At 65.1% G+C, this 20,218-nt stretch carries 18 protein-coding genes; 12 read left to right on the top strand and 6 right to left on the bottom strand.

The genetic code is table 11. The features are described 5' to 3' along the window. Positions 1 to 66: 66 nt before the first annotated feature. A complete protein-coding gene (locus tag QX010_RS01565) occupies positions 67 to 2,160 on the bottom strand; it encodes a 3-hydroxyacyl-CoA dehydrogenase NAD-binding domain-containing protein (protein WP_316177190.1) in 2,094 nt (697 codons plus the stop codon). A gap of 213 nt (positions 2,161 to 2,373) precedes the next feature. Here QX010_RS01565 and QX010_RS01560 point away from each other — a divergent pair, with 213 nt between their 5' ends. The 9 genes from QX010_RS01560 to QX010_RS01520 all read left to right on the top strand — a co-directional run bounded on the left by QX010_RS01560 (position 2,374) and on the right by QX010_RS01520 (position 12,308). After that, positions 2,374 to 3,270 (top strand): IclR family transcriptional regulator, encoded by an 897-nt coding sequence (locus QX010_RS01560; protein ID WP_315805743.1) that lies wholly within the window; start codon positions 2,374 to 2,376, stop codon positions 3,268 to 3,270. Positions 3,271 to 3,336: 66 nt separating this feature from the next. Beyond that, complete coding sequence (locus tag QX010_RS01555; protein WP_316177188.1) at positions 3,337 to 4,134, top strand: ABC transporter ATP-binding protein; 798 nt, start codon at positions 3,337 to 3,339, stop codon at positions 4,132 to 4,134. Beyond that, the gene (locus QX010_RS01550) at positions 4,131 to 4,844 is read left to right on the top strand and encodes an ABC transporter ATP-binding protein (protein ID WP_316177186.1); all 714 of its coding nucleotides are present in this window, start codon (positions 4,131 to 4,133) and stop codon (positions 4,842 to 4,844) included. Before QX010_RS01555 ends, QX010_RS01550 begins: the two co-directional genes overlap by 4 nt. A 13-nt stretch (positions 4,845 to 4,857) precedes the next feature. Beyond that, the gene (locus tag QX010_RS01545) at positions 4,858 to 5,736 is read left to right on the top strand and encodes a branched-chain amino acid ABC transporter permease (RefSeq protein WP_316177184.1); all 879 of its coding nucleotides are present in this window, start codon (positions 4,858 to 4,860) and stop codon (positions 5,734 to 5,736) included. A gap of 2 nt (positions 5,737 to 5,738) precedes the next feature. Then, complete coding sequence (locus QX010_RS01540) at positions 5,739 to 6,755, top strand: branched-chain amino acid ABC transporter permease (RefSeq protein WP_316177182.1); 1,017 nt, start codon at positions 5,739 to 5,741, stop codon at positions 6,753 to 6,755. 10 nt (positions 6,756 to 6,765) lie between these two features. Further along, positions 6,766 to 7,989 carry an ABC transporter substrate-binding protein gene (locus tag QX010_RS01535; RefSeq protein WP_315805738.1) on the top strand — a complete coding sequence of 408 codons (1,224 nt, stop codon included), beginning with the start codon at positions 6,766 to 6,768 and terminating at the stop codon, positions 7,987 to 7,989. 313 nt (positions 7,990 to 8,302) lie between these two features. Further along, on the top strand, positions 8,303 to 9,526 hold the full coding sequence (locus QX010_RS01530) for an ABC transporter substrate-binding protein (RefSeq protein WP_315805737.1): 1,224 nt from the start codon (positions 8,303 to 8,305) through the stop codon (positions 9,524 to 9,526). A 249-nt stretch (positions 9,527 to 9,775) separates the two neighbouring features. Further along, positions 9,776 to 10,999, top strand: coding sequence for an ABC transporter substrate-binding protein (locus QX010_RS01525; RefSeq protein ID WP_316177179.1), 1,224 nt, complete (start codon positions 9,776 to 9,778; stop codon positions 10,997 to 10,999). Between the two features lie 28 nt (positions 11,000 to 11,027). After that, positions 11,028 to 12,308: a glycerate kinase gene (locus QX010_RS01520; protein WP_315805735.1), complete on the top strand. Its 1,281-nt coding sequence runs from the start codon at positions 11,028 to 11,030 to the stop codon at positions 12,306 to 12,308. A gap of 18 nt (positions 12,309 to 12,326) precedes the next feature. On the opposite strand, the gene QX010_RS01515 is transcribed toward QX010_RS01520, so the two are convergent. After that, positions 12,327 to 12,833 (bottom strand): MarR family winged helix-turn-helix transcriptional regulator, encoded by a 507-nt coding sequence (locus tag QX010_RS01515; RefSeq protein WP_315713766.1) that lies wholly within the window; start codon positions 12,831 to 12,833, stop codon positions 12,327 to 12,329. A gap of 196 nt (positions 12,834 to 13,029) precedes the next feature. Between QX010_RS01515 and QX010_RS01510 the strand changes: the two genes are divergently transcribed. From QX010_RS01510 to QX010_RS01500, 3 genes are read left to right on the top strand one after another with little or no spacing between them, the layout of a single operon-like run. Further along, a complete protein-coding gene (locus QX010_RS01510; RefSeq protein ID WP_316177177.1) occupies positions 13,030 to 14,070 on the top strand; it encodes a branched-chain amino acid ABC transporter permease in 1,041 nt (346 codons plus the stop codon). 3 nt (positions 14,071 to 14,073) lie between these two features. Continuing rightward, complete coding sequence (locus tag QX010_RS01505) at positions 14,074 to 15,843, top strand: branched-chain amino acid ABC transporter ATP-binding protein/permease (RefSeq protein ID WP_316177175.1); 1,770 nt, start codon at positions 14,074 to 14,076, stop codon at positions 15,841 to 15,843. Continuing rightward, positions 15,840 to 16,565 carry an ABC transporter ATP-binding protein gene (locus tag QX010_RS01500; RefSeq protein ID WP_315805732.1) on the top strand — a complete coding sequence of 242 codons (726 nt, stop codon included), beginning with the start codon at positions 15,840 to 15,842 and terminating at the stop codon, positions 16,563 to 16,565. The genes QX010_RS01505 and QX010_RS01500 overlap by 4 nt, the downstream gene beginning before the upstream one ends. Positions 16,566 to 16,594: 29 nt before the next feature. Here the strand turns inward: QX010_RS01500 and QX010_RS01495 are convergent, their stop codons facing one another. The 4 genes from QX010_RS01495 to QX010_RS01480 all read right to left on the bottom strand — a co-directional run bounded on the left by QX010_RS01495 (position 16,595) and on the right by QX010_RS01480 (position 20,195). Further along, positions 16,595 to 17,401: a shikimate dehydrogenase gene (locus QX010_RS01495; protein WP_316177173.1), complete on the bottom strand. Its 807-nt coding sequence runs from the start codon at positions 17,399 to 17,401 to the stop codon at positions 16,595 to 16,597. Between the two features lie 99 nt (positions 17,402 to 17,500). Further along, complete coding sequence (locus tag QX010_RS01490) at positions 17,501 to 18,646, bottom strand: ABC transporter substrate-binding protein (RefSeq protein WP_316177171.1); 1,146 nt, start codon at positions 18,644 to 18,646, stop codon at positions 17,501 to 17,503. 213 nt (positions 18,647 to 18,859) lie between these two features. Further along, positions 18,860 to 19,279, bottom strand: coding sequence for a thioesterase family protein (locus tag QX010_RS01485; protein WP_316177169.1), 420 nt, complete (start codon positions 19,277 to 19,279; stop codon positions 18,860 to 18,862). Positions 19,280 to 19,430: 151 nt separating this feature from the next. Beyond that, positions 19,431 to 20,195, bottom strand: a complete 765-nt coding sequence (locus QX010_RS01480) for an SDR family NAD(P)-dependent oxidoreductase (RefSeq protein WP_316177167.1) — start codon at positions 20,193 to 20,195, stop codon at positions 19,431 to 19,433. Between the last annotated feature and the right edge of the window lie 23 nt (positions 20,196 to 20,218).

Below are 20,218 nucleotides of genomic sequence, written 5' to 3'. Positions count from 1 at the left end.
ACCCCCAACCCCTCCCCGCAAGGGGGAGGGGAGCGCAGCCGGGCGCAGAGTGATAGTTGGGCCGCCTCAAGCGGCCTTCCCCTGCGCCAGCGAGGCGAAGGTCTTGCCTTCGTCGGCGAGCTTCTTCAGCAGCGGCGCTGGCTCCAGCGACGGGTCATTGGTCTCCTTGGCATAGAACGCCAGCCGCTCGGCAATGTGCTTCAGGCCGACGCTGTCGGCCCAGTACATCGGGCCGCCGCGATAGATCGGCCAGCCATAGCCGTAGAGCCAGACAACGTCGATGTCGGACGGACGCGCGGCGATGCCCTCGGCGAGGATCTTCGCGCCCTCGTTGATCATCGGATACATCATGCGCTCGAGGATCTCCTCGTCGCTGACCGCGCGGCGCTTGAGGCCGAGCTTGGCGAGCGTCTCGTCGATCAACTTCTCGACATCGGGATCCGGCAGCGGCGCACGCGAGCCGGCCTCGTATTTGTAGTAGCCCTTGCCGGTCTTCTGGCCGAAGCGGCCGGCTTCGCACAGCGCATCCGCGATCTCGCTCTTGATGCCGCGGTCCTTGCGCGAGCGCCAGCCGATGTCGAGGCCGGCGAGATCGCCCATCGCGAACGGGCCCATCGGCATGCCGAACTTGGTGACGACGGCATCGACCTGCTGCGGCAGCGCGCCTTCGAACAACAGCTTCTCGGCCTGCTTGCCACGCTGCGCCAGCATGCGGTTGCCGACGAAGCCGTCGCAGACGCCGACCACGGCCGGCACCTTGGCGATCTTGCGGGCGATCGACACGGCGGTGACGAGCGCATCCGGCGCGGTCTTCTCCGCGCGCACGATCTCGCACAGCTTCATGACGTTGGCCGGCGAGAAGAAATGCATGCCGAGCACGTCCTGCGGACGGCTGGTCTCGGCGGCGATTGCGTCGATGTTCAGATACGAAGTGTTCGAGGCCAGCACCGCGCCCGGCTTGGCATATTGATCGAGCTTGCCGAACACTTCCTTCTTCACGGCCATGGTCTCGAACACCGCCTCGATGACGAGGTCGGCGTCCTTGACGTTCTCAAGACCGACCTTGCCGTCGATCAGCGCCATGCGCTTGGCCGGGGCGTCCGCCGGAATGCCGCCGCGCGCGGCGGTCGCCTCCCAGTTCTTCTGCATGATGCCCATGCCGCGCTTGAGCTGCTCCTCGGCGGTCTCGATCAGGGTGACCGGGATGCCGGCATTGGCGAACGACATCGCGATGCCGCCGCCCATGGTGCCGGCGCCGATGATGGCGACGCGCTCGACCTTGCGGCCCTTCGTGCCCTCGGGCACGCCGGCAATCTTGGCCGCCTCGCGCTCGGCAAAGAACGCGTAGCGCTGCGCCTTGGACTGGTCGCTGGTGAGCAGCTTGAGGAAGCCCTCGCGCTCCCGCTTCAAGCCCTCGTCGAACGGCAGATCGATCGCATAGCCGACCGCATCGGCCGCCGCGAACGGCGCCTCCAGCCCGCGCGACTTCTTGGTGATCGCAGCGACCGCATTGGTGAAGATCGAGCGATCGGCCTTGGCCGCGGCGATCTTGGAGTCATCGTCGCGCAGCTTGCGCAGCGGACGGTTCTCCGCCACCACCTTGCGCGCGAAGGCTTCGCCGCCCGATGCCGACCCCTCGACGATCTCCTCGATCAGGCCCGCCTTCAGCGCTTCGGCTGCGCCGATCGGATCACCGGCGACGATCATCTTGACCGCGAGCTCCGGCCCCACCGCGCGCGGCAGGCGCTGGGTGCCGCCCGCGCCCGGCAGCAGGCCGAGCTTCACCTCGGGCAGTCCGAGCTTCGCTTCCTTGGTGGCGACACGATAATGACAGGCGAGCGCCACTTCGAGACCACCGCCCAGCGCCGTTCCATGAATCGCCGCGATGACCGGCTTGGGGCTGTTCTCGATCGTGCTCAGCACGTCGTTGAGCGCCGGCGGCTTCGGCGGCTTGCCGAACTCGGTGATATCGGCGCCGGCAATGAAGGTGCGTCCGCCGCAGGTCAGCACGATGGCCTTGATTGCGGGATCGTCGATCGCCGCCTTGACGTTGTCCAGGATGCCGCCGCGAACTGCGGCACTCAGCGCATTGACGGGCGGACTGTCGATGGTGACGATGCCGATGATGTCATGACGATCAAGCTTTGCCACTTCGCTCACGCGTAAGCTCCTTGGGATGTCGTTTCTTTGCGGCCGGTTAACGTTCCGACCCCTTCTTGGCTCTTCATTTGCGCAGAGGTTCAGCCTTGCTTGCGTCTACCCGCTGCCGGACATCAATTCCGCAGTGCGAAATCTAATTCCACATCTTGACAGCCAGGGTTATTTTGAAGCACGAGCGTTGTCAACGAGGCTCATCAATCAACAGCCGATGACATGAAACGCCCAGGGAAGAAAGCTGCGACCGATCGCAACTTCGTCGTTGCGCTGTCGCGCGGCCTCGAGGTGCTCAGGGCTTTCCGGCCCAATGACGGCCTGCTGGGCAACCAGGAGATCGCGGCGCGCACCAACCTGCCCAAGCCGACCGTGTCGCGCCTGACCTACACGCTGACCAAGCTCGGCTATCTCACGCCCGTTCCCCGCTTCGAGAAATATCAGCTGGCGCCGTCAGCGCTGCTGCTCGGCTACGCCGCGCTCGCCAATCTCGGCGTGCGCCAGCTCTCCGAGCCGTTCCGCGAGCAGCTGATGCGCGAGACCGGCGGTGCGGTGGCAATCGGCGGCCGCGACCGGCTCAGCATGATCTATATCGGCCAGAGCCGGCACGGCGTCGTCAACGTCGAGCTCGACGTGGGCTCGCGCATTCCGATTGCGACCACCGCGATGGGCCGGGCCTATCTCTGGGCGCTGCCCGAAGAGGAACGCGCCGTGCTGATGCGCGAGATGCGCGAGCATTACGGCAACCGCTGGCCCAAGATCCGTGACGGGATCGAGCGCGCCGGCGAAACCGTCGCCAAGTACGGCTTCACGATCTCGGCCGGCGAATGGCAGGATGACGTTCACGCCGTCGGCGCGGCGTTGAGGCTCAACGATGGAACGGGTCCTTACGCGATCAATTGCGGCGCGCCTGCATTCCGCTTCACGGAAGAGCGCCTGCTCACCGACATTGGACCTCGTCTCGTGGCGATGGTAAGGAAAATCGAAGCAGCGCTTGGCGGACTTGCGCCGCAAACTAATCAGACGAATGTTCATGCGAACAATTCGTCTCACAAAGAACTCAATAAAAAGCCGAAGCCAGGAGGAAAAGTTGCCCGTGTTGCCGAGGGTATCAGATAGCCTGCATCATCGCGGTCGGCTGGCGCCGCGTCCTGACCTGAACGATTTCGGGAGGGGCGAGACGAGATGACGCAGGCACAACTCGCCCAGACCAACGATCCGCTGCTCGCCGTCCGCGACGTCAGCGTCGTGTTCGGCGGCATCGTGGCGCTCAACGGCGTCTCGTTCGACATGCGCCAGGGCCAGATCCTCGGCCTCATCGGCCCGAACGGCGCCGGCAAGACCACGCTGTTCAACTGCCTCAGCCGGCTCTACCAGCCGAGCTCCGGCGACATCCTGATGGAAGGCCACAGCATCCTGAAGCGGCCGCCACACCGCATCGCCGAGATCGGCATCGGCCGCACCTTCCAGAACGTGGCGCTGTTCCCGAACCTGTCGGTGCTCGACAACGTCCGCGTCGGCACGCATGCGCGGACCTCGAGCGACATCATCTCCGATTCGCTTCGTCTCGCCTGGATCCGCCGCAGCGAGACTTCGGTGAATACCAAGGTTCACGAGATTCTCGCCTATCTCAATCTCGAGGAGGTCGCGCACAAGACCGTGTCCGGGCTGCCGTTCGGCACGCAGAAGCGCGTCGAGCTGGCGCGCGCGCTCGCCGCTGACCCGAAGATCCTGCTACTTGACGAGCCCGCCGGCGGCCTCAATCACGAGGAAGTCTATGTGCTCGGCGACCTGATCCGTCGCATCCGCGACGAGCGCCATGTCACTGTGCTGCTGGTCGAGCATCACATGGGACTGGTGATGTCGATCGCCGACCACGTGGTGGCGCTGAATTTCGGCCGCAAGCTCGCCGAGGGCACGCCCGCGCAGGTGCAGGCCGATCCCGACGTCATCAAGGCCTATCTCGGGAGCAAGGATCAATGACGGCGCTGCTCAACGTCAAGGACCTGCGCGCCTATTACGGCCAGGTCCAGGCCCTGCACGGCCTCTCCTTCTCGCTCAACGAAGGCTCGCTGACGACCCTGCTCGGCGCCAATGGCGCCGGCAAGACCACCACCCTGCGCGCGATCTGCAACATGGTGCGCTCGACCGGTGCGATCGAGTTCGAGGGCAAGCCGCTCAACAACAAGTCGACCGAGAGCATCGTCCGCTTCGGCATCGCGCACGTCCCGCAGGGTCGCGGCACCTTCACCAACATGACGGTGGAGGAAAACCTGCAGCTCGGCGCCATCACCCGCTCCGACAAGGCGGGCATCGTCGCCGACATCGAGCGGATGTACTCCTACTTCCCCAAGCTGAAGGAGCGTCATACGCAGCAGGCCGGCACCCTGTCCGGCGGCGAGCAGCAGATGCTGGCGGTGGCGCGGGCACTGATGCTGCGTCCCAGGTTGATGCTGCTCGACGAGCCGTCGTTCGGCCTCGCGCCGCTGGTGGTCCGCGACCTCTTCGGCATTCTCGGCAAGATCAACCGCGAGGAAAAGGTCTCGATCCTCGTCGTCGAGCAGAACGCGCAGCTCGCGCTGGAGCTCGCCGATCGGGCCTATGTGATCGAGACCGGGCGCATCGTCATGTCCGGCGCGGCCTCGGACATTGCGAACGACGAGAACGTCCGCAAATCCTATTTGGGCTACTAACGGAGGCGGGACAATGGAGCTGTTCACCAACCAGGTCCTGGCCGGCATTGCGACTGGCGCGATCTACGCCTGCATGGCGCTCGCGGTCGTGATGATCTACCAGGCGATCGACCATCTCAACTTCGCGCAAGGCGAGATGGCGATGTTCTCGACATTCATCTCCTGGCAACTGATGCAATGGGGCCTGCCCTACTGGGTCGCCTTCGTGGCGACGCTGGCCATCTCCTTTGCCGGCGGCATCGCGATCGAGCGCGTGCTGTTCAAGCCGCTCACCAAGGCGCCCATCCTGACCCAGGTCGCCGGCTTCATCGCGCTGTACTCGATCATCAACTCCTTTGCCGGACTGACCTGGGACTTCACCATCAAGCAGTATCCGACGCCGTTCGGATCGTCGCCGTTCCTGGGCAGCCAGCTGATCTCGACGCACCAGGCCGGCATGATCGGCATCACCTTGCTGCTGCTGATCGGCCTGTATTTCTTCTTCCAGTACACCAGGGTCGGGCTTGCGATGCGAGCGGCGGCGGCGGTGCCTGAGTCGGCACGGCTGGTCGGCATCAACACGTCTTGGATGATCGCGCTTGGCTGGGGCATGGCGGCAGCGATCGGCTCGATCGCCGGCATGCTGATCGCGCCGGTGGTCTTTCTTGAGCCGAACATGATGGGCGGCGTGCTGATCTACGGGTTCGCCGCCGCCGTGCTCGGCGGCCTGACCAGCCCGTTCGGCGCGGTGCTCGGCGGCTTCCTGGTCGGCATCTTCGAGAATCTCGCCGGAACCTACATCCCGCATGTCGGCAACGAGATGAAGCTGCCGATCGCGCTGGCCCTCATCATTTCCGTCCTGGTCATCAAGCCCGCCGGCCTGTTCGGCCGCAACATCGTGAAGCGAGTCTGATCATGAGCGCATTCGAGGACATCACATCCCAGGCGCCCGCGGTCGAGGCCGTTCCGAAGCGGGCCATGACCTTGAGCTCGGGCACGACCTTCGTGGTCGTGCTGCTGCTCCTGGTGGTGCCGCTGTTCGTCAAGAACTTCATCATCTTCCAGATGACGATGCTGCTGATCTACGGGCTGGCCGTGCTGGCGCTGAACATCCTGACCGGCGGATCCGGCCAATTCTCGCTCGGCAACAGCGCCTTCTACGCCATCGGCGCCTATACGTCGGCGATCCTGATGGAGCAGTACAATGTCAACTACGCGCTGACCCTCCCGATCGCCGGCGTGATCTGCTTCGGCGCCGGCTTCCTGTTCGGCCAGCCGGCGCTGCGGCTCTCTGGCGTATATCTCGCGCTCGCCACCTTCGCGCTCGCCACCGCGATGCCGCAGATCCTCAAGCTCGGCTTCTTCGAGGAATGGACCGGCGGCGTGCAGGGCCTCGTCGTCACCAAGCCGGACGCGCCGTTCGGCCTGCCGATGTCGCAGGACATGTGGCTGTACTACTTCACGCTGGCGATCACGATCGCGATCTACATCTTCTCGGTGAACCTGCTGCGCTCGCGCTCCGGCCGCGCCTTCATGGCGATCCGCGACAACGAGATCGCGGCATCCGCCATGGGCATCGACGTCGCGACCTACAAGACGCTGGCGTTCGGCGTCAGCGCCGGCATCACCGGCGTCGCCGGCGGCCTCGGCGCCATCGCCGTGCAGTTCGTGGCACCCGACAGCTACACGATCGTGCTCGCGATCTCGCTGTTCCTCGGCATGGTCGTCGGCGGCGTCGGCTGGCTGCCCGGATCGTTCGTCGGCGCGGCCTTCATCATCTTCGTTCCCAACATCGCCGAAGGCATTTCGAAGGGCCTGTCCGGCGCGGTGTTCGGCGTGCTGCTGTTCCTCGTCATCTTCCTCGTGCCGCACGGCTCGCGGCAGGTGGCGATGGTGGCGCAGCAGCTGCTCGGCAAACTCAGAAAGAACTAAGGAGGAACTCTTGCAGGTCGTTCAACAACTACGAATCGCCGCGATCGCGACGGCGGTCATCGCCCTCACCTCGGGCGCAGCACTCGCCCAGAAGAAATACGATACCGGCGCGTCGGATACCGAGATCAAGATCGGCAACATCATGCCCTATAGCGGACCGGCGTCCGCCTACGGCGTGATCGGAAAGACCGAGGAGGCGTATTTCAAGAAGATCAACGCCGAGGGCGGCATCAACGGCCGCAAGATCAACTTCGTCAGCTATGACGATGCCTATTCGCCGCCCAAGGCGGTCGAGCAAGTGCGCAAGCTGGTCGAAAGCGACGAGGTCCTGTTCGTCTTCAACCCGCTCGGCACGCCCTCGAACTCGGCGATCCAGAAATATCTCAACGGCAAGAAGATCCCGCAACTGTTCGTCGCCACCGGCGCCACCAAGTGGAACGACCCGAAGAACTTCCCCTGGACCATGGGCTGGCAGCCGAGCTACCAGAGCGAGGGCCGCATCTACGCGAAGTACCTGCTCAAGGACAAGCCCGGCGCCAAGGTCGGCGTGCTGTTCCAGAACGACGATTTCGGCAAGGACTATCTGAAGGGCCTCAAGGACGGCCTCGGCGACAAGGCCGCGTCCATGATCGTCATGGAGGAGAGCTACGAGACGTCCGAACCCTCGATCGACGGCCACATCGTCAAGCTGAAGGCCTCCGGCGCCGACGTCTTCTTCAGCGTCACCACGCCCAAGTTCGCGGCGCAGGCGATCAAGAAGCTTGCCGAGATCGACTGGCATCCGACGCATCTGGTCGTCAACGTGTCGGCCTCGGTCGGCAGCGTGATCAAGCCGGCCGGCTTCGAGAACTCGCAAGGGATTCTTTCGGCCGCCTACGCCAAGGATGCTGCGGATCCGCAGTGGAACGATGATCCCGGCATGAAGAAGTTCTTCGACTTCCTCGCGCAGTACTATCCCGACGCCAACAAGCTCGACAGCTCGACCGTCTACGGCTACGGCGCCGCGCAGACGCTGGTGAAGGTGCTGCAGATGTGCGGTGACGACCTGACCCGCGCCAACGTGATGAAGCAGGCCGCGAGCCTGAAGGACTTCGCGCCCGACACGCTGCTGCCGGGCGTCAAGATCAACACCTCGGCTACCGACTTCGCGCCCATCGAGCAATTGCAGATGATGCGGTTCAAGGGCGAGAAGTGGGAGCTGTTCGGCGAGGCGATCAGCGGCGCCATCGAGTAATCGCGCATCGCCGCAGAAAGCGGTGCCGATCTCCACTGGCCCTCCGCGCCATCGGCGCGGAGGGCTTTTTCATATCTGGATCGGCGTCGAACTATTCATCTCAGGCTGTTCTTGCAGAGCACTCACCCGCCGAGATTGCGGAGACCTCTCGCAGTTGCACATGATATGGACCGCCAAGGCACCGCGAAAACACGGACCGTGCCGTGATGTCGCAACCACCCCGGTGCAGCTCTGCTATAGTTCCAGCCAGAACAAGAGCCGCCATCAAGGCGGCCGAGACACGTCAACCAAACCAACACGGGAGAAACGCACCATGATGATCACGCGAAGGGCCGCCCTCGCCTCGGCTGCCGCCATCGTTCTCGCCTCGAGCTCCGCAATCGCCGCCGACAAGAAATACGATACCGGCGCCTCCGACACCGAGATCAAGATCGGCAACATCATGCCCTATAGCGGGCCGGCCTCGGCCTACGGCATCATCGGCAAGACGGAAGCGGCCTACTTCAAGAAGATCAACGCCGAGGGAGGCATCAACGGTCGCAAGATCAACTTCATCTCCTATGACGACGCCTATTCGCCGCCGAAGACGGTCGAACAGGCACGCAAGCTGGTCGAGAGCGATGAAGTGCTGTTCATCTTCAATTCGCTGGGCACGCCGCCGAACTCGGCGATCCACAAATACATGAACTCGAAGAAGGTCCCGCAGCTGTTCGTCGCCACCGGCGCCACCAAATGGAACGATCCGAAGGACTTCCCCTGGACCATGGGCTGGCAGCCCAACTACCAGAGCGAATCCAGAATCTACGCAAAATATCTGCTGAAGGAAAAGCCGGACGCGAAGATCGCGGTGCTGTATCAGAACGATGATTACGGCAAGGACTATCTGAAAGGGCTGAAGGATGGGCTTGGAGCCAAGGCCGCCTCAATGATCGTCATGGAGGAGAGCTACGAGACCGCCGAACCCTCGATCGACAATCACATCGTCAAGCTCAAGTCCACCGGCGCCGACGTATTCGTGAACATCACCACGCCGAAATTTGCGGCGCAGGCAATTAAGAAGGTCAAGGAGATCGAGTGGAAGACGCTGCATATCCTCAACAACGTCTCCGCCTCCGTCGGCAGCGTGCTGAAACCGGCCGGCTATGAGAATTCACAGGACATCCTCTCGGCGGCCTATCTCAAGGACGTCTCCGATCCGCAATGGAAGGATGATGCCGGGATGAAACAGTTCCTCGACTTCATGGCGAAGGATTTCCCGGATGGCGACAAGCTCGATGGCGGCACCGTCGTCGGCTACAGCGTGGCCCAGACGCTTGTGCAGGTGCTGAAGCAGTGCGGCGACAACCTCACCCGCGAGAACGTCATGAAGCAGGCCGCATCCCTGCGCAACTTCCGCACCGAGATGCTGCTGCCTGGCATCACGATCAACACCTCGGCAACCGACTTCGCGCCCGTCAGCCAGTTGCAGCTGATGCGCTTCAAGGGCGAGAAGTGGGAGCTGTTCGGCGACGTGATTTCCGCCGACGTCGGCGGCTAACGACGGAACGCAATTGAAACCGCCTCCTGCGGCTTCGCGCCGCAGGAGGCGCTCTCTCCAGGCATCTTTGCTGTCTTTGCCAAGAATTTCTTAAGCTAGGAGTTGAAAGAGAGGCGGTCATGCAGCGGCGGCGGTTACGCCGAGCGCGCGGCTGCGCTATGGGGACTCGTCCGGAGTGAAACGAGTCGCCCGTGCTGCGGGCGAATCCAACAACAAGGCCAAGCTCCAAGGCCGAGAAGGAGTCCCCACGTGACCACTGCCCTCACCCGCCGCACACTCTCCAGCCTGCTCGGCCTCGCCTTGGTTGGCGCCGCTGCCGGCAGCGCCTATGCCGACAAGAAATACGACACCGGCGCCAGCGACACCGAGATCAAGATCGGCAACATCGTGCCCTATAGCGGCCCGGCCTCGGCCTACGGCTCGGTCGGCAAGGCGATGTCGGCTGTGTTCAAGAAGGTCAATGATGAGGGCGGCATCAACGGCCGCAGGATCAATTTCATCTCGTACGACGACGCCTATTCGCCGCCGAAGACGGTGGAGCAGGCACGCAAGCTGGTGGAGAGCGACGAGGTGCTGTTCCTGTTCGGCGTGCTCGGCACTGCGCCCAACACGGCGATCCAGAAATACATGAACGCCAAGAAGGTGCCGCAGCTGTTCGTCGCGACCGGCGCCACCAAGTGGAACGAGCCCAAGACCAATCCGTGGACCATGGGCTGGCTGCCGAGCTATCAGTCGGAAGCCCGCATCTACGCCAAATACCTCACCGCGCAGCAGCCGACCGGCAAGATCGCGGTGCTCTACCAGAACGACGACATGGGCAAGGACTATCTGAAGGGTCTCAAGGACGGCCTTGGCGACACCTCCCTCGTCGTGCTGGAGGAGAGCTATGAGATCGCCGAACCCACGGTCGAGTCGCACATCGTCAAGATGAAGTCGGCCAATCCCGACATCGTCGTGCTGTTCACCACACCGAAGTCCGGCGCCCAGGCGATCAAGAAGCTCGGCGAGATGAACTGGAAGCCGCTGACCATCATCTCGAACGTCAGCGCCTCGACCGCGGCCGTGATGCGGCCGGCCGGCGTCGAGAACTCGCAAGGGGTGATCTCGGCCGCCTATGCCAAGGATGCCTCCGATCCGCAATGGGCCAACGACCCCGGTCTCGGCGCGTTCAGGGAACTGCTCGCCAAATATCTGCCGGAGATCAACCCCGTGGATTCGTCGGCGCTGACCGGTTACAACATCGCCACCACGATGGTCGAGGTGCTGAAGCGATGCGGCGACGAACTGACCCGCGCCAATGTCATGAAGCAGGCGGCAAGCCTAAAGCAGTTTGCGCAGGGCGGGCTGTTGCCCGGCATCACGCTGACCACCGGTCCGGACGACTTCCAGCCGATCGAGCAGCTGCAGCTGATGCAGTTCAAGGGCGAGCGCTGGCAGTTGTTCGGCGAGGTCATGAGCGGCGAACTGAAATAGGCTGCGCACGGCACGCGGGCGGCGCCGCATGACCAGCCGCCGTCCGTTGTTGCGCGCGATCTTCGATGCCGCGGTCGCCGCGGCGCATCCTGACATGGTGCTGCCGGCATTCCTGCCGGCGGCTCCCAAAGGACGAATCATCTGTCTCGCCGCCGGCAAGGGCGCGGCCGCGATGGCGGTCGCGGCCGAGCGCCACTACCTGGACACGCTGGGATTCGATCCCGCGAAGCTGACCGGCATCGCAACCACCCGCCATGGCCATGGCGTGCCGACCCGGCGGGTGAAGGTCATCGAGGCCGGACATCCGATGCCAGACGAGGCCGGGCTGAAGGCCGCCGACGAGACGCTGCAACTGGCGGCAACCGCCGAGCCCGGCGACCTGATGCTGGTGCTGCTCTCCGGTGGTGGGTCCGCCAATTGGGTCGCGCCGGTGAACGGCGTCAGCTTCGCGCAGAAGCAGCAACTGACCCGCGCGCTGCTCCGCTCGGGCGCACCGATCGGCGAAATGAATACGGTCCGCAAGCATCTGTCGCGGATCAAGGGCGGCCGGCTGGCGCGGGCCGGGCAGAAGGCCGAGATCGTGACCCTGGCGATCTCCGACGTGCCGCATGACGATCCCTCGGCGATCGCATCGGGTCCGACGGTGCCCGATCCGACCACGCTGGCCGATGCCCGCGGCATCGTCGCCAAATACAAGCTCGAGGTCGACCCGGCGATCAGCCGGGCGCTCGATGATGCCGCCAATGAGAGCTGCAAGCCCGGCGATGCCGCCTTCGCCCGCGCCTCGTTCGAGCTGATCGCGCGCCCCGCCAGCTCGCTCGAGGCCGCCGTGGCCAGCGTCAAGGCGGCGGGCTACGACGTGCTCGATCTCGGCGCCGATCTCGAGGGTGAGGCCCGCGATGTCGCGGCCGATCACGCCAAGCTGGCGCGCGAGGCCCGCGCGCTCGGCCGCCGCATGGCGATCATCTCCGGCGGCGAGCTCACCGTGACGGTGCGCGGCCAGGGCCGCGGCGGCCCGAACCAGGAATATGCCTTGGCGCTCGCCGACCTCCTCAAGGACATGGAGGGCATAGCGGCGCTCGCCGGCGACACCGACGGCGCCGATGGCGGCGGCGGCAGCGCCTCCGATCCGGCCGGTGCACTTGTCGATGCCGAGGTCATCGCCGCGATGCGGGCGCAGGGGCTGGATCCGCAGGCCTATCTCGCCAACAACGACGCCACCGCATTTTTCGCCGCGACCGGCGGCCTGCTGCAGACCGGACCGACGCTCACCAACGTGAACGACGTCAGGGTCATCCTGGTCGATTGAGGGGCGCGCCTGCGTCCTTCAGAACTCCTCCGCGATCTTGGTGAGCATCGCCAGTAGCGCGTCGCGCCCATCCGGGCCCAGCAGCTCGTTGAGCCGCGCCTCGTGCTTCGACACCACCAGCTTCTTGGCGCGGGCCAGCACGGCGCGGCCCTTCTCGGTCAGCATCAGGATGTGCGAGCGCCGGTCGTTGGCCGAACGCACTCGCGCACACAGGTCGCGGCTCTCGAGGCTGTCCAGCAGGGACACGAAGTTCGGCCGCAGGATGCCCAGGGTGTTGGCGATCTCGGTCTGGTTCCGGCCCGGATTGGCGTCGAGCAGCAGCAGCACCGAGAACTGGGCCGGCGTCAGTTGCAGCGGCGCGACGCAGCGCAGGAAGTCTTCGAACACCTTCAACTGCGCCCGTTTCAGCACATAGCCAAGCAGATCCGACAGCTCGCCGAGCTGGACCGCTTGCGTCTCATCGGCCGCTACGGCAGCTTCCTTGCGGCTTTCCCTCTTGCTGACGGGCTTGGCGCTATCGGCCATCACGGTCCGCCAAATTCATCGCATTTGCTTCCATCCCTGGTCTCGAACGCCGCAGCCGGAACAGCGGCCTTGAGATTATAATCGATAATTGTTATCCACTATATCAAACACGGGCAGCCCAATTCAACTGCCCCGACCTGCGGACGGCGCATGGCGTCGCCCGCATCCGGTCACCACAGAGGGGGAGCGTCCGGTCTTGAACACAACGATCCTGCTGTTCCTGTTGCAGGACGGCATTACCAATGGCGCGATCTACGCGCTGCTCGGGCTGGCGCTCGTGCTGGTGTTTGCCGTCACCCGGGTGATCCTGATCCCGCAGGGCGAATTCGTCACCTACGGCGCCCTCACCTATGCCTCGCTCGCTGCCGGCCAAATGCCGGGCACGGCGAAGCTCGCCGTCGTGATCGGGCTCGTGGCCTTCGCCTTCGACCTTTACGCCATGCGCAAGACGCTGCACGCGCCGAAGATCGCGCGCACCTTCGGCCTCAACGTGGTCCTCCCGGTGGCCATTCTGCTCGCCAGCATGTGGGCGGCGAACCAGCGCATGCCCGCCGGCGTCAGCCTGGTGCTATCGCTGCTGATCGTGGCCAGCATCGGCCTGTCGCTCTACCGCATCGTGTTCCAGCCGCTCGCGCACACCTCGGTGCTGGTGCTGCTGATCGCCTCGGTCGGCGTTCACTTGGCGCTGCAGGGCCTCGGCCTGCTGTTCTTCGGCGCCGAAGGCCAGCGTGGCCCGACGCTGCTGAATGCCAGCGCGACGCTCGGCTCGCTGCGCTTTACCGGACAGGGCATGGCGGTCTACGGCATCACCATCGCCTTCATCGTCGGCCTCTGGCTGTTCTTCGGCCTGACCCTCTACGGCAAGGCGCTGCGCGCCACCGCCGTCAACCGGCTCGGCGCCCGCCTCGTCGGCATCCGCACCACGCTGTCCGGCCAGATCGCCTTCCTGCTGGCCTCCAGCATCGGCGCGCTCTCGGGCATCCTGATCGTCCCGATCACGACGCTCTATTACGACACCGGCTTCCTGATCGGCCTCAAAGGCTTCATCGCCGCGATCATCGGCGGCCTGATCAGCTATCCCCTGACCGCCGTCGCCGCGCTCGTCGTCGGCATCGTCGAGGCGTTCTCCTCGTTCTACGCCTCGAACTTCAAGGAAGTGATCGTCTTCACGCTGCTGATCCCGGTCCTGCTGCTGCGTTCGCTCGCCGCGCCCGCGGTCGAAGAAGAGAAGGATTGAGCCGTGCGCGAGCGTTGGCCTCTCATCATCTTTGCCGTCATCGTTGCGGCGATCCCGTTCATTCCGGGCATGCCGCCGTTCTGGATCGTGCTGCTCGACAATATCGGCCTGTCCGCGCTCGTCGCGATGGGCCTGGTGCTGTTGACCGGCGTCGGCGGCCTCACCTCGTTCGGCCAGGCCGCCTTCGTCGGCTTCGGCGCCTACACGACCGCGGTGCTCTCGGCGCAGTATGGCATCTCGCCCTGGCTGACCTTGCCACTGTCGCTGCTGGTCTCCGGCCTCGCCGCGGTGCTGCTCGGCCTCGTCACGGTCAGACTGTCCGGCCACTATCTGCCGCTCGGCACGCTCGCCTGGGGTCTCGGCCTGTACTACCTGTTCAGCAAGCTTGCCTTCCTCGGCCGCAATGACGGCATCTCCGGCATCCCGCCGCTGTCGATCGGCAGCCTCAAGATGCTCGATCCCGGCACGATCTATTTCGCGATCTGGGCCGCCGTTCTGATCTCTGCGCTGCTGACGATGAACCTGCTGGACTCCCGCACCGGCCGCGCCATTCGCGCCCTGCGCCGCGGCCACATCGCGGCGGAAGCGTTCGGCGTCTACGCACCCCGCGCCAAGCTGCTGGTGTTCATCTATGCCGCCGTGCTCGCCGGCCTCTCGGGCTGGCTCTATGCGCACTTCACCCGCGCCGTGAACCCGACGCCGTTCGGTGCCCAGGCCGGCATCGAATATCTGTTCGTCGCCGTCGTCGGCGGCGCCGGCTATGTCTGGGGCGGCGTGCTGGGTGCTGCGATCGTCGTTGTGCTGAAGGAGGTCCTGCAAAGCTACCTCCCGCTGCTGCTGCATGGCGAGGGCCAGCTCGAGACCATCGTGTTCGGCATCCTGCTCGTGACGCTCCTCCAGCTCGCTCCGACCGGCCTGTGGCCGTGGCTGACGGCGCGCCTGCCGTTCAAGCCGCTGGCGAAGAAGCCGGACACCACAATCAAGCTGCCGGCCCGCGAGCGGTCCGCGACGACGCCCAACGTCCTGCTGCAGGTCGACAACGCGCGAAAGCAGTTCGGCGGCGTGGTTGCGGTCAACAACGTCTCCTTCGACGTCCAGGCCCGCGAGATCGTCGCGCTGATCGGCCCGAACGGCGCCGGCAAGAGCACGACCTTCAACCTGATCACCGGCGTGCTGCCGCCGACCTCCGGCAACATCTCGGTGCTCGGCAAGGCCGTCGGCAACGCCCCGCCGCAGGACGTCGTCAAGCTCGGCATTTCCCGCACCTTCCAGCACGTCAAGCTGGTGCCGGACATGACGGTGCTGGAGAACGTCGCGATCGGCGCCCATCTGCGCGGCCATTCCAATGCGCTTACCAGCATGTTCCGGCTAGATCGCGCCGACGAGGCCAAGCTGCTCGCGGAAGCCGCGCGCCAGATCGAGCGCGTCGGGCTCGGCGACCAGATGCACCAGCTTGCTGGCTCGTTGTCTCTCGGCCAGCAGCGCATCGTCGAGATCGCCCGCGCGCTGTGCGTCGATCCGATGCTGCTCTTGCTCGACGAGCCGGCCGCGGGATTGCGCCACATGGAGAAGCAGCGCCTCGGCGCGCTGCTGCGCGACCTCCGCGCCGGCGGCATGTCGGTGCTGCTGGTCGAACACGACATGGGATTTGTCATGGATCTCGCCGACCGCATCGTGGTGCTCGATTTCGGCACCAAGATCGCCGAGGGCACACCAGCCGCGATCAAGACCAATCCCGAGGTGATCAAGGCATATCTCGGAGCCGCTGCATGAGCACCTTGCTGGAAGTCGCCGACGTCCACGTCTCCTACGGCAAGGTCGAGGCTGTCAGATCGGTCTCGCTGACCGTCGCCGAGAACGAGATCGTCACCATCATCGGCGCCAACGGCGCCGGCAAGACCACGCTGCTCAGTGCCATCATGGGCGTGTTTCCGCTGAAGGGCCGCGTCTCCTTCCTGGGCGAGGACATGGCCCGACTGGAGATCGAGGACCGCGTCGCGCGCGGTCTCTGCCTGGTGCCCGAGCATCGCGAGCTGTTCGCCACCATGAACGTCGAGGACAATCTGCAGCTCGGCGCCTTCAGAATGTCGAAGGCCCACGCTTCCAGAGGCTTCGAGCACGTCTACACGCTGTTTCCGAAGCTCAAGGAGCGGCGCAAGCAGCTCGCCGGCACGCTCTCGGGCGGCGAGCAGCAGATGCTGGCGATGGGCCGGGCGCTGATGGGCGCGCCGAAGATGCTGATGCTGGACGAGCCGAGCCTCGGTCTGGCGCCGATCATCGTCGCCGGCATCTTCGAGATCGTCGCCAGGCTGCGCCAGGAAGGCGTCTCGGTGCTGCTGGTCGAGCAGAACGCCAAGGCCGCGCTCAAGGTCGCCGACCGCGCCTATGTCATGGAGCTCGGCGAGTTCGTGCTCAACGGCAAGGCCAGCGAGATCGCCACCGACGAGCGCGTGGCGGCGAGCTATCTCGGCTTTGCCGAGGCGGCTGCGAGCTGAGCCTGTTGGCGATGGGGTGAGGCGCGGCTTCAGGAGGGCGCCTCCTTCGACAGCAGGAAATCGACCATTACGCGTTCCAGCGCCTGGTACATGTCGGTGCCCGTCGCCGTCAGGCAGCCGCGCTGGCGCGCAGCGGAGATGAACGGCGACACCTCCGGCCGGGTGATCACGCAGCCGCAATAGGCCGACGGGCTGACGGTCGCCATGTCGACCGGCAAGGGATCGCCGGGCTGCATGCCCGCCGGCGTCGCATTCGCGACCAGGTCGAAGCCGCTGGCATCGGTGCCGCCGACAACGGCGCGGCCTTTGCCCCGCTCGTTGAGGCGCGCGATCAGCACATCGCGGCGTCCGGGATCGCTGTCGTGAATGGCAAGCTCGCGCACGCCGGCATCGATCAGCGCCAGCGCAATCGCCGAACCCGCTCCGCCCGCGCCGATCTGCAACGCCCGGCATCCTGCGGGATCGAAGTCCTTGGCTTTCGCCGCGCCGACGAAGCCGAGGCCATCGACCATGTCACCGTGCCACCCGCCGCTTTCACCACGCCGCATCAAGTTGACGGCGCCGATGAACTGCGCACGCTCGGTGGCGGTCGCGCAGGCGCGGTAGCAGGCGAACTTGTGCGGGATCGTCGCGACGATGCCGTCGAGATTCCTGACCCGAGTCATTGCCGCCAGGAAGTCCGCGAGAACGCCCGGCGCGACCTGGACCGGGACGAGGATCGCATCGCTGCCCTGCTCGGCAAACGCCTGGCTCACGCCGGCCGGCGCACGCACCTGTGCGATCGGATCGCCGATGATGATGTGGAGCCTTGTGGCGCCGGTGGGGGCTGGGATCATGGCGGGCCTCTCGGAAAACTACAAAGATCCTCGTCCAAATGGCCGAAAGGCCGGCTCACGGAGCCGGCCTTTCTCAATCAAACGCTATGGTCTCGCGGCTCACTTCGCCGGGACGTACTTCCCGTCCTTCACGGTCAGGATGATGCGGGCTCGGTCGTCGAGGCCCGAGCGATCCTTTTCGGTGAAGTTGTAGACGCCCTGCGAGGCCGCCAGGTCCTTCTCGGTCAGCAGAGCCTGGCGGATGGCCTCGCGGAACTCCGGCGTGCCGGGCTTGGCGGTCTTCAGCGCCACCGGGATGATGCGCTTGAGGATCTCGAACGCATCGAAGGAATGACCGGCGAACTGGCTGCGGCTGTTCGGGCCGTACTTGGCCTCATACGCCTTGTTCAGCTCCATGCCGGGCTTCTTGGTGAGCGCGCTGTCGTCCTGCGTCTCCGGCGACATCACCGGACCCGACGCCATGATCACGCCCTCCGCCGCCTTGCCGGCGATGCGGATGAAATCCATGCTCGCGGCGCCATGGGTCTGATAGATCAGGCCGGTGTAGCCACGCTCGCGCAGCTCGGTCTGCGGCAGCGCGGCCGCGGTGCCGGAAGCGCCGACCAGGATGGCGTCCGGATTGGCGGCGACCAGCTTCAGCACCTGGCCGGTGACCGACGTATCGGGGCGCGCGAACCGCTCCTCATCGGCAATCGTGATGCCCATCGGCACCGCCTGGTTCTTGAGATCGTTGAACCAGAGATCGCCGTAGGAGTCGGAGTAGCCGATGTAGCCGACGGTCTTGATGTTGTGCGCCTTCATGTGCTCGTACAGCACCTTGCCCATGATCGGCACCGGCTGCGGCATCACCACCGACCATTTCATCCGCTCGGGCGTGACCGGGAACGGTGCCAGGCCGAAATGCGGGATGCCGGCCTCATTGGCGACGTTGGACACCGCGATGGTCGGCGGCGTCAGCGCCGAGCCCATGATGATGTCGGCTTTCGACTCCGTCACGAAGCGGCGCGCATTCGTCGTCGCCGTGGTCGGATCGCCGCCGTCGTCGAGCACGATCACCTTGAGCGGCACGCCGCCGATCTCCTTCGGCACGAACTCGAGCGCATTGCGCTCGGGGATGCCGAGCGCAGCGCCCGGCCCCGTCGTGGTCGTGGTGATGCCGATGGTGATCTCGCTGGTCTGCGCCAGCGCAGGAGCAGCTGCGAGCATCGCGATGACGCCTGCCGCCGCCAGATAGGCCTTCCTCATAAAATCCTCCCTTAATCTTTTCGGTTCAGCTCGTGATCCGCCGATCCTGTTTGCAGTCCCGCCCCGTGTCCGGGGCGCCTTCCAACACGGCCGGCCGATATGTGTCCAAACGTGATCATAGCATTGAACACGAGAAGATCACTCCTCACCAGTCGACCAAAGCATGACAGCTGAACATCCTTAAGACGGTCGCATGTCGCACCTATTCCAGCCTCATCCGCCGAGAAACTTGGCTCGCATCTCCTCCGGGAACGGCGCCGATTTCAGTCTGTCCGGGTCGGCCGGATCGCGGCCGACCAGCACCCGGGTCTCGAACCCTTCGATCGCCAGCGCCTCGCCCTTGAACACCTTGTGGATGACGTCGAAGGACGAACGCTTGATGCTCTCGACCCGGCTCTCGATCGTGATCCAGTCACCATAGGTCGAGGGGATGTAGAACTTGGCGCGGGTGTCGACCATGGGGATGCCGACCAGGCCGTAGCGACGGACGATGTCCTGCTTGGAGAACCCGGCCGCCTCGAACATGACGGAAGTCGCATCGTCGAACATCGCGAAATAGCGCGGATAGTAGACGATGTTGGCGGGGTCGCAGTCGCCCCACTGGATCTGCACGTCGCGGCGGTTGACGAACATTTTTTTAGCCTCACTCCGTCGTCATTCCGGGGCGCGCGGAGCGCGAGCCCCGAATCCATTTATCCATTGCGCCAGACGCCAAATGGATTCCGGGGCCGACGCTTTCGCGTCGTCCCGGAATGACAACCATGAAGACGTCCGCGGGCGGCACCTACTTCGGCGCCATGCGCAGCGAGCCGTCGAGGCGGACGACCTCGCCGTTGAGGTAGGCGTTCTCAACCATGTGCAGCGCCAGCGCGGCAAACTCGTCGGCGTGACCGAGACGGCGCGGGAACGGGATCGCGGCGGCGAGCGAGTCCTGGGCCTCCTGCGGCAGGTTGGCGAGCAGCGGCGTCAGGAACAGGCCGGGCGCGATGGTCAGCACGCGAATGCCGAACTGTGCGAGCTCGCGCGCGATCGGCAGGGTCATGCCGACGATGCCGCCCTTGGAGGCCGAATAGGCCGACTGTCCGATCTGCCCGTCATAGGCGGCAACGGACGCGGTGTTGATGACCACGCCGCGCTCGCCGGTCGCCTGCGGCTCCAGCTTGGTCATGCCGTTGGTCACCAGGCGCAGCATGTTGAACGAGCCGATCAGGTTGACCTTGATGACCTTCTCGAAATCGGCCAGCGGCATCGGGCCGTCACGGCCGACGACGCGCTTGGCGACGCCGATGCCGGCGCAGTTCACCAGCACGCGCGGCTGCTGGCCGAGCGCCTTGACCGCCTCGGCGACACCGGCTTCAGCGCCGGCGGCGTCGGACACGTCGCACACCACCGAAACGCCCTTGATCTCAGCGGCGACCTCCTCGGCCAGCTTAGCGTTCAGATCGAACACCGCAACCTTGGCGCCCTGCGACGCGAGCTTGCGGGCGGTGGCGGCTCCGAGGCCGGAGGCGCCGCCGGTGACGATGGCGGCCTGATCCTTCAACAACATTGTCGTTTCTCCCTTGGATGCGT

The sequence above is a fragment of the Bradyrhizobium sp. SZCCHNRI1009 genome (genome assembly GCF_032487575.1).
GTDB lineage: Bacteria > Pseudomonadota > Alphaproteobacteria > Rhizobiales > Xanthobacteraceae > Bradyrhizobium.
The sequence above is the reverse complement of the archived record's forward strand: the minus strand, read 5'-3'. Positions and strand labels throughout refer to the sequence as shown.

Excerpts from the sequence above, each read along its gene's own strand:
- QX010_RS01530 (WP_315805737.1), top strand. The coding sequence starts at position 8,303 with ATGATGATCACGCGAAGGGCCGCCCTCGCCTCGGCTGCCGCCATCGTT.
- QX010_RS01540 (WP_316177182.1), top strand. The coding sequence starts at position 5,739 with ATGAGCGCATTCGAGGACATCACATCCCAGGCGCCCGCGGTCGAGGCC.
- QX010_RS01550 (WP_316177186.1), top strand. The coding sequence starts at position 4,131 with ATGACGGCGCTGCTCAACGTCAAGGACCTGCGCGCCTATTACGGCCAG.
- QX010_RS01520 (WP_315805735.1), top strand. The coding sequence starts at position 11,028 with ATGACCAGCCGCCGTCCGTTGTTGCGCGCGATCTTCGATGCCGCGGTC.
- QX010_RS01480 (WP_316177167.1), bottom strand. The coding sequence starts at position 20,195 with ATGTTGTTGAAGGATCAGGCCGCCATCGTCACCGGCGGCGCCTCCGGC.
- QX010_RS01560 (WP_315805743.1), top strand. The coding sequence starts at position 2,374 with ATGAAACGCCCAGGGAAGAAAGCTGCGACCGATCGCAACTTCGTCGTT.
- QX010_RS01490 (WP_316177171.1), bottom strand. The coding sequence starts at position 18,646 with ATGAGGAAGGCCTATCTGGCGGCGGCAGGCGTCATCGCGATGCTCGCA.
- QX010_RS01485 (WP_316177169.1), bottom strand. The coding sequence starts at position 19,279 with ATGTTCGTCAACCGCCGCGACGTGCAGATCCAGTGGGGCGACTGCGAC.
- QX010_RS01495 (WP_316177173.1), bottom strand. The coding sequence starts at position 17,401 with ATGATCCCAGCCCCCACCGGCGCCACAAGGCTCCACATCATCATCGGC.
- QX010_RS01500 (WP_315805732.1), top strand. The coding sequence starts at position 15,840 with ATGAGCACCTTGCTGGAAGTCGCCGACGTCCACGTCTCCTACGGCAAG.
- QX010_RS01545 (WP_316177184.1), top strand. The coding sequence starts at position 4,858 with ATGGAGCTGTTCACCAACCAGGTCCTGGCCGGCATTGCGACTGGCGCG.
- QX010_RS01515 (WP_315713766.1), bottom strand. The coding sequence starts at position 12,833 with ATGGCCGATAGCGCCAAGCCCGTCAGCAAGAGGGAAAGCCGCAAGGAA.
- QX010_RS01555 (WP_316177188.1), top strand. The coding sequence starts at position 3,337 with ATGACGCAGGCACAACTCGCCCAGACCAACGATCCGCTGCTCGCCGTC.